At 59.1% G+C, this 12125-nt stretch carries 13 protein-coding genes, 4 tRNA genes and 1 pseudogene; 13 read left to right on the forward strand and 5 right to left on the reverse strand.

The window, feature by feature from the left end; all coding sequences use genetic code 11:
- Positions 1-117: 117 nt before the first annotated feature.
- From NQF87_RS06310 to NQF87_RS08855, 5 genes and pseudogenes are all read left to right on the forward strand, one after another.
- Complete coding sequence (locus NQF87_RS06310; protein WP_266127559.1) at positions 118-534, forward strand: MucR family transcriptional regulator; 417 nt, start codon at positions 118-120, stop codon at positions 532-534.
- Between the two features lie 134 nt (positions 535-668).
- Complete coding sequence (locus NQF87_RS06315) at positions 669-1214, forward strand: Fur family transcriptional regulator (protein ID WP_266127560.1); 546 nt, start codon at positions 669-671, stop codon at positions 1212-1214.
- A gap of 102 nt (positions 1215-1316) precedes the next feature.
- Complete coding sequence (locus NQF87_RS06320; protein ID WP_266127611.1) at positions 1317-2147, forward strand: GNAT family N-acetyltransferase; 831 nt, start codon at positions 1317-1319, stop codon at positions 2145-2147.
- Between the two features lie 15 nt (positions 2148-2162).
- Positions 2163-3710: an apolipoprotein N-acyltransferase gene (gene lnt, locus NQF87_RS06325; protein ID WP_266127561.1), complete on the forward strand. Its 1548-nt coding sequence runs from the start codon at positions 2163-2165 to the stop codon at positions 3708-3710.
- Between the two features lie 86 nt (positions 3711-3796).
- Positions 3797-4146: pseudogene (locus tag NQF87_RS08855) on the forward strand (helix-turn-helix domain-containing protein).
- Positions 4147-4151: 5 nt separating this feature from the next.
- Here NQF87_RS08855 and NQF87_RS06340 read toward each other — a convergent pair.
- Complete coding sequence (locus NQF87_RS06340) at positions 4152-4814, reverse strand: protein-tyrosine phosphatase family protein (protein WP_266127562.1); 663 nt, start codon at positions 4812-4814, stop codon at positions 4152-4154.
- Between the two features lie 63 nt (positions 4815-4877).
- Here NQF87_RS06340 and NQF87_RS06345 point away from each other — a divergent pair, with 63 nt between their 5' ends.
- Positions 4878-5276 carry a hypothetical protein gene (locus NQF87_RS06345; protein ID WP_266127563.1) on the forward strand — a complete coding sequence of 133 codons (399 nt, stop codon included), beginning with the start codon at positions 4878-4880 and terminating at the stop codon, positions 5274-5276.
- A 47-nt stretch (positions 5277-5323) separates the two neighbouring features.
- On the opposite strand, the gene NQF87_RS06350 is transcribed toward NQF87_RS06345, so the two are convergent.
- From NQF87_RS06350 to NQF87_RS06360, 3 genes are all read right to left on the reverse strand, one after another.
- A complete protein-coding gene (locus NQF87_RS06350) occupies positions 5324-5524 on the reverse strand; it encodes a Trm112 family protein (protein ID WP_266127564.1) in 201 nt (66 codons plus the stop codon).
- 90 nt (positions 5525-5614) lie between these two features.
- The gene (locus NQF87_RS06355) at positions 5615-6292 is read right to left on the reverse strand and encodes an LON peptidase substrate-binding domain-containing protein (RefSeq protein WP_266127565.1); all 678 of its coding nucleotides are present in this window, start codon (positions 6290-6292) and stop codon (positions 5615-5617) included.
- Positions 6293-6378: 86 nt separating this feature from the next.
- Positions 6379-7299, reverse strand: a complete 921-nt coding sequence (locus NQF87_RS06360; protein WP_266127566.1) for a tetratricopeptide repeat protein — start codon at positions 7297-7299, stop codon at positions 6379-6381.
- Positions 7300-7475: 176 nt separating this feature from the next.
- Here NQF87_RS06360 and NQF87_RS06365 point away from each other — a divergent pair.
- A tRNA-Gly gene (locus tag NQF87_RS06365) sits at positions 7476-7550 on the forward strand.
- Between the two features lie 38 nt (positions 7551-7588).
- Positions 7589-7663 (forward strand) — tRNA-Gly (locus NQF87_RS06370).
- A 137-nt stretch (positions 7664-7800) separates the two neighbouring features.
- On the opposite strand, the gene ppa is transcribed toward NQF87_RS06370, so the two are convergent.
- Positions 7801-8325: an inorganic diphosphatase gene (gene ppa, locus NQF87_RS06375; RefSeq protein ID WP_182041443.1), complete on the reverse strand. Its 525-nt coding sequence runs from the start codon at positions 8323-8325 to the stop codon at positions 7801-7803.
- A 205-nt stretch (positions 8326-8530) separates the two neighbouring features.
- Between ppa and NQF87_RS06380 the strand changes: the two genes are divergently transcribed.
- From NQF87_RS06380 to NQF87_RS06400, 5 genes are all read left to right on the forward strand, one after another.
- Positions 8531-8604, forward strand: a tRNA-Ile gene (locus NQF87_RS06380).
- A gap of 117 nt (positions 8605-8721) precedes the next feature.
- Positions 8722-10401 (forward strand): energy-dependent translational throttle protein EttA, encoded by a 1680-nt coding sequence (gene ettA, locus NQF87_RS06385; RefSeq protein WP_266127567.1) that lies wholly within the window; start codon positions 8722-8724, stop codon positions 10399-10401.
- Between the two features lie 21 nt (positions 10402-10422).
- Positions 10423-10932, forward strand: coding sequence for a GNAT family N-acetyltransferase (locus NQF87_RS06390; protein ID WP_266127568.1), 510 nt, complete (start codon positions 10423-10425; stop codon positions 10930-10932).
- 48 nt (positions 10933-10980) lie between these two features.
- Entirely contained in the window at positions 10981-11892 is a 912-nt protein-coding gene (gene argC / locus NQF87_RS06395; protein WP_266127569.1) for an N-acetyl-gamma-glutamyl-phosphate reductase, read from the forward strand.
- A gap of 113 nt (positions 11893-12005) precedes the next feature.
- Positions 12006-12090 (forward strand) — tRNA-Leu (locus tag NQF87_RS06400).
- The last annotated feature ends 35 nt before the right edge of the window (positions 12091-12125 follow it).

Here is a 12125-nt window from a genome sequence, read left to right on the forward strand (position 1 = left end):
TCGGAGGTCCTTATCCTATCAACAAGTAGTTACTATTACAGAGAAGGATTTTTTCTTGTTGTCTTTTGATACCATCCGTTATAGATCGAACTAAATTTCTTGGGAGATAACTATTTTATGTCGTCTGAGACAGAAACACATGACCTACGGCAGCTGACAGCGCAGATCATTACTGCTTACGTGAGCAGCCATGATGTTGCATCTGAGGCCCTGCCTGATCTGGTCCGTTCCGTTCATGCTGCTCTTGCCGGTGCCGGTACCCCGGTTGAGGCAGAACTGGAGAAGCCCGTTCCTGCCGTGCCGCCTCGCAAGTCCGTCTTCCCTGATTACATCATCTGTCTGGAAGACGGGAAGAAACTGAAGCTTCTGCGCCGTCATCTCAAGACAGCCTACAACATGACCCCGCAGGAATACCGTGAGCGTTGGGGCCTGCCGCCGGAATATCCGATGGTCGCGCCGAATTACGCCAATCATCGCTCATCCCTTGCACGGCGTATTGGTCTTGGCCGTCGTCGTGAGGATAGTGTTGATTAGAGTTACTTGAATATGGTGGTAAAAATAAGTTGTGCCTGTTTTTTTGGAGCATAGTTTCTTAGAGCGAAAAAAGATGTCTTCAAGTTGTGTTGCGGATTGGACAAAGCGTATCCTAATCGGGTAGATCATAAGTTATGGAGATGAGCGTAAAGAAAACGAGGCGTGGAAGAGTCGCATCCGGGGTAGCAGGGGAGGATTCCTCTATTGCGCGTCTCTGCGTTAAGCACGGTTTGAAAATGACGGGGCAGAGGCGTGTGATTGCACAGGTGCTTTCTGAGGCAGAAGATCATCCTGACGTGGAGGAGTTGTACCGTCGGGCCTCGGAACTGGATAGTCGTATATCTGTTGCGACTGTGTACCGGACGGTGCGTTTGTTGGAAGAAAAGGGTATCCTGGAACGGCGGGATTTTGGGGGAGGACGTGCTCGATATGAGGCGAGTGAGAACGGGCATCATTATCATTTGATTGATATTGATAGCGGTAATGTTATTGAGTTTGAGAATGATGATTTGCTTGGCTTGTTAGCAAGGATTGCGGCAGAGTTAGGGTTCGATCTGATGTCCCATCGGGCGGAGTTGTTTGGGCGGCGTACGGCTCTACAGGGGGGGGGAGAGGTTTCTTTTTCGACGAAAAATAAGAAGAATCCCAGTCCATCAGGCCTGACACGGGAAGTGGATTAGTTTCGTATGACCGAAAAGAATGTGTCAGATATCGTTGGGGGTGTGGGTATTGCCTCCCGAGATGTAGAGGGATTTGCCAGTAGCAGGAAGGCACAGCGGCAGATGGACACCCTGGCAACTCTTGCTCTCAATCGTGAGGGTGGTTTTCAGGAGTTGCGGGGTGGGAGCCTGGGGGTTCGCCTCGCAGCGACTGAAGAAGATATCCGGGCCGCACAGGCCCTGCGGTATCGTGTGTTTTTTGAAGAAATGGGTGCCCATCCCAGTGAGGAGGCCCTGAGAACCCGTCTTGATGCGGACAGGTTTGACGAGATTGCAGACCATCTGCTGGTCGTGGACCATGCCCTTGGGACAGGTGCAGCATCGGTCGTGGGGACGTACCGTCTGCTGCGTTCAGACGTTCTGGGGCCGGAAGGGCGTTTCTATACGGCGGATGAGTATGACATTTCCTGCCTGACGGATTTTTCAGGCCGTCTGCTGGAGGTGGGACGCTCCTGCGTGGCCCGGGAATATCGTGGCCGTGCCGCCATGCAGCTTCTCTGGCGGGGTATTGCCTCGTACATCTTCCTGCACAGGATCGACATACTGTTCGGCTGTGCCAGCCTGCATGGCACGTCGCCGGATACGATGGGCGAAGAGCTGACATGGCTATATCATAACCATCTGGCTCCGCCTGCGCTGCGCGTGAAGGCCTTGCCGGAGCGTTATGTGGAGATGCGCCGGATGGACCCTGCCATGCTGGACCGCCGTTCCTGTCTCAACAAGCTTCCGCCTCTCATCAAGGGCTATCTGCGTCTTGGTGGTTATGTTGGTGATGGCGCGGTCGTGGATGAACAGTTCAATACTACCGATGTGGCAGTACTGGTGAAGAGTGAACTGCTGGCCGACAAATATTACCGTCATTACGAGCGTCGTCTGAAGGACGCTCTGGACTAAGGGTCCCATATGTTCATGAAGGCACTGTGCGTCTTTCCGCAGCAGGGAGGATGGCGCAGTGCCATTTCCATGCTGGTCCTGGGGATGCTGGCAGCATTGGCCCTGCCTCCCCTGCATGTCATTTTCATAGTGCCGCTGGCTCTGGGGTTGTTCTATCGGGCCGTGAGTGAGGCTCCCAGTCACAGATGGGCTGCCCTGTGGGGCTTCCTGTTTGGCATGGGGTATCATACGGCCGGGCTGTACTGGCTGACCAACGCCATCCTGACCCGTGTGCATGAGTTCTGGTGGGTGGTGCCTTTCGCAGCTCCTGGTGTTGCCTTGCTGATCGCACCACTCCTGATGGTTCCGGCCGTACTCTGCCGACTGGTGCCGGAAGGCTGGCCGCGGGTGATGCTGTTTGCTGGAACATGGACACTGGCCGATATGGCACGGGTATTCTATTTCTCCGGCTTTCCATGGAATCCGCTGGGAAGTGCCCTTGAACTGTCAGGGGGGCTGGGTAACTGGCTCATCCAGCCTGCATCCCTGATCGGGGTGGACGGGCTGACACTCATGCTTGTTCTGGCCTCGCTGGCTCTGTGGCAGGGTGGACGGGCTATCATGGCTGTTGGTGCCTGCGCCTTCATCTGGTGTGGCTGGGGGGCATGGCGTGCCAGTCATGACGCCGTGTTGGCCCGACATGTCAATCCGACGGTGGTCATCGTTCAGGGTAACGTGCCGGAGACTGAGGTTCTGGAGCGGGACAGTGCCCTGGCCCAGTTCAGGGCTTATCTGAAGCTGACGGAAGAGGGGGTAAGGCAGGCACGTCAGCTGGTGCCCGGCCGTCCCGCCGTGGTCGTGTGGCCGGAATCGGCATTTCCCGGCCTGCTTGATGAAGATGAAGGGGCACGTCAGGCCATTGCGGCGTCCGCATCCGGCTCTCCAGTCCTTCTCGGGTCGGACAGACGGGCCGATGGTCCGGACCGCTGGTATAACAGTCTGATGGCCCTGGCTCCGGACGGGCACATTGAAGCCACTTATGACAAAAGCCGCCTTGTGCCGTTCGGGGAGTATGATCCCTGGATAGTGCCGTTTCATCTGCTGCCAGCGGAGGTGGTGCCAGGGCCGGGGCTGATGACATGGTCGCTGCCACAGATCGGCCGGGTTGGTCCCATGGTCTGTTATGAGATCGTGTTTTCGGGTGGTGTTGTGGCTCCCGGCAAGCGGCCTGACTGGCTGCTGACGATTTCCAATGATGCCTGGTATGGCAACAGTGCGGGGCCGCGCCAGCATCTGGCCACTGGCCGTATGAGGGCTGTGGAAGAGGGGCTGCCGGTTGTTTTTGCCAATAATCGGGGGGTGTCTGCCATTTACGATGCCCGTGGCCGGGAAGTGGGAAGAACGGGCTGGGGGCAGGAGCAGGTCCTTGTCCGGCCTCTGCCGGGGCCTGAAGGGCCGACCCTGTTTGCCCTGCTGGGACGCTCGATCCCCTGCTGTCTCTCTCTTCTGCTGGTGGGGCTGTCCATTGGCCTGCGTCGGACGGGATGCCGCAGACGGCGGCTGTTCAGGAGCCGATCACGGTAAAAGTGTGGGTCGCAAATAATCTGTTGTTCATATTTATGAATAAAGAGTAAATTTTTACGACCTGTTCTTATGGAGGTTTGGGATTGATGACAGAGCTGGCTTCGTCTGTTGACGCACATGTAGGCAGACGTATCCGTCTCTTTCGGGGACTGCGGAAATATTCACAGGAGAAACTGGCCAAGGCCCTTGGCATCACTTTCCAGCAGATACAGAAATATGAACGGGGGGCGAACCGGATCGGAGCCGGCCGACTGTATGAACTGCCCAGATACTTGGCGTGCCGGTCGGATTTTTCTTTAAAGCGGATAGTGGCATTGAACTGCTCATGCTGCCGGAAACGCTGGAACTGGCCAGGGTCTATTATAGCATCAAGGATGAAAAGACCCGCCAGCAGCTCATGAACTTCATTCGGGAGGTGGCCGAGCGTTCGTCCTGAATCACCTATTCGCGGCGCAGGATCGTGTCATTGAGAAATGAGCTGAAGCGGCCGGCCCGGTAAGCCGTGCGGAGCGCATCTTCATCATATTCCCGTTTCACCCATTCAATGAAAGGCAAGCGACCTTCCGCCGTTTTCTGGTAGAGCAGGAAAAAGGCATCAAGAATGCCCGTGCGGGAACGGCGGAAATGCAGGAAACGCCAGTGCAGATGCTTCAAGGCTTCCGCGGCCGTTCCGCCTTCAAACAGGATGACCAGCCCGCTGGCAAGACCGGCCCTGTCCGCACCGGATTTGCAGTGCAGAAGCAGGGGAAAGCGAGCCGTGCTGTAAAGCTGGTGAAACCGCAAGATACGGTCCTTGTGGGGAGCGTTGCGGCTTTCAAAGGCCATGTCGAGATAGGGAAGGCCGAGTGTTTCACAGCGTTTCCGCCCGAGGGCATCAGCCCCGCATTGCCGGTGCCCGCGCAGATTGATGACCATGACCAGGCCCAGTGTCTTCTTCCAGCGGCGCAGGCGGCCCGGTGTGGGATGGTTGCTGCGCCAGACACGTCCCGGCACCACGGGGGCCAGATTGGTCCAGACCAGCCGGAGAATGGCATGGTCCACGAACAGCGCATCACGCCAGGCACGACACCGCTGCATGGGAGAAGAAAGGGCACCTTTGAACATGCCCGTTCTTTTCACGGCTGCGGGTCTTCGTCAATTGGACAGAAATGCTATAAGGCAGAGGTCATGCCGTTGCGTTTCTCCCTTTTCCCCCCTGTCCGCCCGGGTCACCGGGTGCTGTGGGTCTGCCTGATGGGCTGTGTCCTGCTGACAGGCTGTGCGGCGGAAGAGGATGACGATGCTCCCAGACACCTCCCGAAAGCCGACATGACGGAAGCCTATCCGAAGAAGCCATTCCGGGAGCTTCACCATCCCATGCCTCCCTATTCGGGTGGCATGGTGCCGATGGTGCAGGCCATCCAGCCGACACCGGATGAAATTTCCGGGCGTACCGTCCATACAGCTGATGGCGGTAGCGGGGCCAGTGGTGGTGGAGGTGGCAGCGGCAGTGGTCTGCCTCATTTCCCGGCCCAGACACATACCGAAGCCTCTTATGGTTCGCCACCAGCCCGGGATTCACGGTGAGGCGGGCAGCTCCGGGCCGGATGGCAGGAAGAGAGCCGGAAGGGCGTTCATCCCCTGGTGGCCTGTCCGGCATCCAGCCGTGTGGCCTGTTCCGGCAGCATGACAGGGATGCCGTCACGCACGGGGAAGGCCAGCCCTGCTTTGACGCTGATGATGCTGTTGCTTGTAGGGTCGTAATGCACTGGCCCTTTCGTGACGGGACAGACAAGGCGGGCCAGAAGTTCTGGGGAGGGAGCTGGGTTCGTCATGGTGCTTTCCTGTTCAGGCTGTTACGATACAGCCAGCATAAAAGCCCTATAGGCGGAGTACCAGTCCCACGGATGGTCCTCTTTCTGGGCCTAGTGGGAGAGGGCCTTCAGCAGCTGGTGGACACGTTCGGTCGGGCCGCTGCATTCCAGCATGGCCTGTTTTGTGTCTGCCGAGAAGGGCAGTAGCATGGGCAGCATTGTCAGCAGGGTGTTGTCATCCAGTTTCTTCAGATTGTCCCAGTTTATGGAGATCATGTGACGCTGCCCGTAATCTTTCAGCACGATGGCGAGGTCCTGACGGTCAAGATGCAGGGCCGGACATTCCAGCAGGTCGTGAGAGAAGGGGATGGCATTGATGCGTCCTTCCCGCCAGCCCCGGTCCGTCAGCCGGTCCTGCAGGAGACGGAAGCGGCATACCCCCGTGAGCGTGATGAAGAACTGCCCGCTTTCCTGCTCCATGAAGGAGGTCACCCGGCCGATGGTGCCGACCGATTCCAGCGGGGGCATCATGTCGCCATAACAGGTGGCGGCGGTGGGCTGGATGATGCCGATGAGGCGGTGATGGGCGAGGCTGTCTTCCAGAAGGGTCAGGTAGCGGGGTTCGAAGATGGTCAGGGGAAGCTGCCCCTGCGGCAGAAGAATCGTGTCTCCTAGGGGCAGGAGGCCAATACGGGGGGGAATGTCTGCCAGTGTCATGTCCGTCAGGGCAGAAATGCGTCGCCTGGGTCCGGACATGACATCATGGGTTGGAGTGCGTGAATCGGGCACGGGAGCATCCTCCGGTGGGGGTGGGAAGGGACCGCATATGGGGACAGTTTTCCCTGCTGGCGGTCAGTGTTACGGAAGGGCGGCTCTCATGAGAAGAGCAGTGAGGACAGCCTGCGGCGGGCGGCTAGAGTGGCGTGGTCTGTCATGCCCCATGCCTCAAAGAATTTCAGCAGCTCGGCTCTGGCGGACTGTCCGGCTCCGTCCTTGTCTCTGGCGATGATGTCCAGAAGGGTCTGTGCAGCGGCTTCCCTGTCCCCGGCACCATTCTGGGCTTTAGCGAGGTCTTCCAGCAGGCTGGTATCATGGGGGGCCTGTTCCAGCTTCTGGCGGATGTCATCAATTTTTCCGGCAGCTTCCCGGCCTTCTTGATGGAGCTTCAGGGCTGCCAGGGCACTGGTGATCTGGTCATGTCCTGCAATGGCTTCCGGAATCTGGGAGGCAGCCTCTTCGGCCCCTTCCGGGTCATTCATGGCCACCATGCAGCGGATCAGCCCGGCCCATCCTGTCGGGTTTCGCGGTTCGGCCTCCAGCACGCTGGCATAAATGTTGATGGCCTCTGCCAGTTCACCAGCTCTGAAGGCCGCTTCAGCCGTTTTGAGCTGCTCTGCCACGGGCATGGCCTGCCCACTATCTTTCAGGAGCTGCTCGACGAAGGTTTTTATGTCATTTTCTGACTGTGCACCCTGAAAAAGGTCACGCACCTGACCCTTCCAGAACGCCACCACTGTTGGAACGGATTGCAGGGGCAATCCTGCCTGCACCAGCTGGGCAACCAGTGACCGGTTGGCAGCGATGTCCAGCCGTGTCAGCCTGACCCGGCCTTCCGTGGTGCGGACGACTTTTTCCAGCACGGGGGACAGCTGTTGGTTGGACGCGGAGGATGCCGCCCAGAATTCCACCAGGACCGGCACCTCCCTGCTGGCCTCGATAACCTGCTTCATGAAGCTCGACTGATTGATTTCTAGCGCATGGGATGGTGTGCTGGCGAGGAAGAGGGCATCTGTCATGGTCGACAACCTTTGTCAGCTGGGAGCGGGTTCAGTGTTATGATCTTTTTAATTGAAATTGTTCCCTTAGTGCAGGGAGGCAAGAGGGAACGGAACTTTCAAAAAAGGAAAATAAAATGCAGGGAGGGGATTGCATGAGGGCGTTCTTTGGGGCATAAGCCTCCCACCGACAGCATGCGGGCGTAGCTCAGGGGTAGAGCACAACCTTGCCAAGGTTGGGGTCGAGGGTTCGAATCCCTTCGCCCGCTCCAGATTTCAGGGTCTGGAGAGCTGCTGGTGACAATGTGATGCGGGCGTAGCTCAGGGGTAGAGCACAACCTTGCCAAGGTTGGGGTCGAGGGTTCGAATCCCTTCGCCCGCTCCAGGAAGATGGAAGAACCACTTTGCCGGATCGGGTGAGGTGGTTTTTTTTGTGTCTGCCGTCTTCCACTCTGACGCACGGGCATAGAAAAACGGACAGTCCCGGAAAGGAACTGCCCGTCTTCCGGACGCAATGAAGATTTACTTCTTCGCTGCGGCAATGGCGGCTTCGATGACCTTGCCAGCCTCGGCCTTGTCGCCCCAGCCGGAGACCTTCACCCACTTGTTGGGTTCGAGGTCCTTGTAACGCTCGAAGAAGTGGGCGATGGCCTTCAGCGTGATTTCCGGCAGCTGGTCGAGAGAGTCGACCTTGCTGAACTGCGGATGGATCTTGTCATGCGGCACGCAGATCAGCTTCTCGTCCTGTCCGCTCTCATCTTCCATCTTCAGCACGCCGATCGGGCGGGAACGGATGACGCTGCCGGGGAGGACATCAGCCGGGGTCAGGACCAGCGCATCCACCGGGTCGCCATCAGCGGCCAGCGTGTTGGGGATGAAGCCGTAGGCGGCCGGATAGGCCATCGGCGTGAAGAGGAAACGGTCCACGAAAACGGCCCCGCTGTCCTTGTCCACTTCGTACTTGACCTGGGACCCCTGCGGAATCTCGATCACGACGTTGATGTCATGCGGCACGTCCTTGCCGGGGGAAATCTTGGTGACGTCCATCGTCTGCTCCATCCGTGTCTTTGGGTGATGTGATGGGCGCATTATTAATGAATATGCCCGGTGTTGTATATGTGTATTGCCTGTGGCCTGTCTGCTGCGGGGAAGCAGGGAAAAAGAAAGCGCATTATTTGCCCTGTCAGGCGTGTTTTTGCCCCGCAGGGGGTTGAAAAAAAATCGTGCATGAGCGATGTGGCGGAATGTCTGTGCGCCTGTAGCTCAATTGGTTAGAGCTGGCCGCTCATAACGGCTAGGTTGCGGGTTCGAGTCCTGCCGGGCGCAGGTGACGCCCCCATGATTATGTGGGGCATGCCTGTTTTGTTGGGAAACGCCCCGGGCGACAGGGGGCACAGTCCTGCTTCCTGCCTATTTGTCCGTGTGTTCTAGAGGAGACCGTCCATGGCCGCCTATCAGTATGTCTATGTCATGAAGGACGTCACAAAGTCCTATCCGGGCGGCCGTGAGGTGTTCAAGGGGATCACGCTCTCTTTCCTGCCGGGGGTGAAGATCGGCATCCTCGGCGTGAACGGTGCGGGTAAGTCCACCCTGCTGAAGATCATGGCCGGGATCGAGAAGGAGTTCGGCGGTGAGGCCTGGGCGGCCGAGGGTGTCCGCATCGGCTATCTGGAGCAGGAGCCGCAGCTGGACCCGAACCTGACCGTGGGCGAGAACGCCGCACAGGGCTTCGGTGCGCTGAAGAAGGCCGTGGAGCGTTTCAATGAAATCTCCATGAAGTTTGCCGAACCCATGTCCGACGAGGAGATGAACGACCTTCTCGCCGAGCAGGCCGAGCTTCAGGAAAAGATTGATGCCGAGGATGGCTGGGAGCTGGACCGTCATCTGGAGATCGCTCTGGATGCGCTGCGCTGCCCCCCGGCGGACAGCCCGGTGGACAAGCTCTCCGGTGGTGAGAAGCGTCGTGTGGCCCTGTGCCGCCTGCTGCTGGAGAAGCCCGACATCCTGCTGCTCGATGAGCCGACCAACCATCTGGACGCCGAGAGCGTGGCGTGGCTTGAAAAGACCCTGCGTGAGTACAAGGGCACCGTGATGGTCATTACCCATGACCGTTACTTCCTCGACAACGTCACCAACTGGATTCTCGAGATCGAGCGTGGCCGTGGCTATCCGTTCGAGGGCAATTACTCGTCCTGGCTGGAGCAGAAGCGCAAGCGTCTGGCCCAGGAGGAGAAAGAGGAAAGCTCCCGCCAGCGTGCCCTGGCGGCCGAGCAGCAGTGGATCGCCAGCTCTCCCAAGGCCCGGCAGGCCAAGAGCAAGGCCCGTATCACCCGTTATGAGGAAATGCTGGCAGCCGGGCAGGAAGCTGCCGGGAGCACGGCAGAAATCGTCATCACGCCCGGCCCCCGTCTGGGTCAGACGGTCATCGAGGCCGAGAATCTCTGCAAGGGCTTTGGTGACCGCCAGCTGATTGACGGCCTCAATTTCAAGCTGCCGCCGGGGGGTATCGTGGGGGTTATCGGGCCGAATGGTGCCGGTAAATCCACGCTCTTCAAGATGATCACCGGGCAGGAACAGCCGGACTCCGGTTCCCTGAAGATCGGTGATACGGTCAGGCTGGGCTATGTCGACCAGTCCCGTAATGACCTGGATGACAGCAAAACTGTCTGGGAAGAAATCTCTGGCGGGACGGACGTCATCCATCTGGGCAAGCGGGCTGTCCCGTCCCGTGCCTATGTTGGGGCCTTCAACTTTAAGGGGCCGGACCAGCAGAAGCGTCTGGGCGTCCTTTCCGGTGGTGAGCGTAACCGTGTGCATCTGGCCAAGATGCTCAAGGAAGACAACAACGTCCTGCTGCTCGACGAACCGACCAACGATCTGGACGTTGATACGCTCCGTGCGCTGGAGGATGCTCTGGAATCCTTCGCTGGCTGTGCCGTGGTCATCAGCCATGACCGCTGGTTTCTCGACCGTCTGGCCACGCATATTCTCGCCTTCGAGGGTGACAGCCATGTGGAATGGTTCGAAGGCAACTTCCAGCAGTATGAGGAAGACAAACGCCGCCGTCTGGGGCCTGATTCCACGGAGCCGAGCCGCATCCGTTACCGTCCGATCACACGCTGATCCCCTTTCAGGCAGCGTGTCATGCTGGGCCATGAGCTGCGGACAGCACGTCTGATCCTCCGTCCGGTCAGCTGGCCGGACATGGAGGAGATGGCGAAACTGAAAGCCGATGTCGGGGCATTCGGGGCCATGCTGGGTGGCGTGCGTACTCGTGTGAAGGCCGAGGCCGAAATGGCCGAGGATGTCGCCTTCTGGGCCGAACGTGGCATCGGCATATTCTCCATTCTTGAGCAGGGCCGTTTTGTCGGCATGACGGGCGTGCATGAACGTCCTGATGGCCGGGGCATCGGCCTGCGTTTTGCCCTGTTCCCGTGGGCGGCTGGCCGGGGCATTGCCCGTGAGGCCGCCGGCACGGCCCTCAATTTCGTGCTGGATGCCGGTGTGGAGCGTGTCGTGGCCGTGGCCCGGCAGGATAACCGGCCCTCCCGTATCGTGCTGGGCAGCATTGGCATGAGTCTGCTTGACCAGTTCGAGCGGGATGGGCACATCATGCTCCTGTACGAAAGAAGACGGATGCTGTTCCAATGGTGAACGGCTCCACCCCGGTTATGGGGAACAGGCAATGGGGAAGCCGGGACGATGACAACGCACATATTCATTGATGGTGAAGCAGGGACGACGGGGCTGGGGATTCGCCGCCGTATTGAGGCTGTGGCAGACCGTCATGATCTTGAGCTGCTGAGCATCGACCCAGACCAGCGGAAGGACCCGCAGGCCCGTCGGGACCTCATGGCGCAGGCGGACATCACCGTGCTGTGCCTGCCGGATGATGCCGCCCGTGAGGCCGTGGCTCTGGGACAGGATACGGGGACCCGTTTTCTGGATGCCAGCACGGCCCATCGTGTCAATCCGGACTGGGTCTATGGCCTGCCGGAGCTGGACGCTACTCAGCCGGAACGGATCAGCCGGGCACGGTTTGTCAGCAATCCGGGCTGTTATGCGACCGGGGCCATCGCCCTGCTCCGTCCGCTGGTCCAGGCGGGGATGCTGCCGGTGGATGCCCATGTGTCCATCAATGCAGTATCCGGCTACAGCGGCGGTGGCCGCACGATGATCGAGCAGCAGGAAGAGGCGGGTGGCCCGGCCTTCTTCCTCTATGGCGTGAACCTCCAGCACAAGCACCTGCCAGAGATGACGCAGTATAGTGGCCTGACACGGAACCCACTGTTCGTGCCATCTGTCGGGCATTTCCCGCAGGGCATGATCGTGTCCATCCCGCTGCATCTTGTGTCGCTCCCCGGCGTGCCGATGATCGAGGACGTCACGGCCGTGTTCCGGGAGTTCTACAAGGGTGCCAAGACGATCCATGTCGTGGAGTCCGAGCCGAAGCTGGTGGCTGAGGCCATGGCGGGCCGGGATGACATGGAACTGCGTGTGAGCGGTCATAGCGGGCAGGCTCTTCTGACCGCCTGTCTGGACAATCTGGGCAAGGGGGCTTCCGGTGCGGCCATGCGGAACATCCTGCTGATGAGCGGGCAGGACATTGACTGAAGAGGCGGGCGGGAGCCGGATTTTTTTTCCGGCTCCGCTCTGGCTCTTTGGGGCTGGATATTCTATAAGCGGACCGCTTCCTGTATACCGTCAAGCGGTATGGATCATGATGGGCGAGAGTGGCGGAACTGGTAGACGCAGTCGGCTCAAAATCGACCGCCGCAAGGCATAGGGGTTCGAGTCCCCTCTTTCGCACCATTTTTCAGGACACGATGGAAACAGGAACAGGCCCC

The organism is Bombella dulcis (genome assembly GCF_026385505.1).
GTDB classification, from domain to species: Bacteria; Pseudomonadota; Alphaproteobacteria; order Acetobacterales; family Acetobacteraceae; genus Bombella; species Bombella dulcis.

Bases quoted from the DNA above. Each gene is read 5' to 3' on its own strand.
- lnt (WP_266127561.1), top strand. From the start codon at position 2,163: ATGAAGGCACTGTGCGTCTTTCCGCAGCAGGGAGGATGGCGCAGTGCC.
- NQF87_RS06340 (WP_266127562.1), bottom strand. From the start codon at position 4,814: ATGTTCAAAGGTGCCCTTTCTTCTCCCATGCAGCGGTGTCGTGCCTGG.
- argC (WP_266127569.1), top strand. From the start codon at position 10,981: ATGACAACGCACATATTCATTGATGGTGAAGCAGGGACGACGGGGCTG.
- NQF87_RS06320 (WP_266127611.1), top strand. From the start codon at position 1,317: ATGGACACCCTGGCAACTCTTGCTCTCAATCGTGAGGGTGGTTTTCAG.
- NQF87_RS06345 (WP_266127563.1), top strand. From the start codon at position 4,878: ATGCCGTTGCGTTTCTCCCTTTTCCCCCCTGTCCGCCCGGGTCACCGG.
- NQF87_RS06360 (WP_266127566.1), bottom strand. From the start codon at position 7,299: ATGACAGATGCCCTCTTCCTCGCCAGCACACCATCCCATGCGCTAGAA.
- NQF87_RS06350 (WP_266127564.1), bottom strand. From the start codon at position 5,524: ATGACGAACCCAGCTCCCTCCCCAGAACTTCTGGCCCGCCTTGTCTGT.
- ettA (WP_266127567.1), top strand. From the start codon at position 8,722: ATGGCCGCCTATCAGTATGTCTATGTCATGAAGGACGTCACAAAGTCC.
- NQF87_RS06315 (WP_266127560.1), top strand. From the start codon at position 669: ATGGAGATGAGCGTAAAGAAAACGAGGCGTGGAAGAGTCGCATCCGGG.
- NQF87_RS06390 (WP_266127568.1), top strand. From the start codon at position 10,423: ATGCTGGGCCATGAGCTGCGGACAGCACGTCTGATCCTCCGTCCGGTC.
- NQF87_RS06310 (WP_266127559.1), top strand. From the start codon at position 118: ATGTCGTCTGAGACAGAAACACATGACCTACGGCAGCTGACAGCGCAG.
- ppa (WP_182041443.1), bottom strand. From the start codon at position 8,325: ATGGACGTCACCAAGATTTCCCCCGGCAAGGACGTGCCGCATGACATC.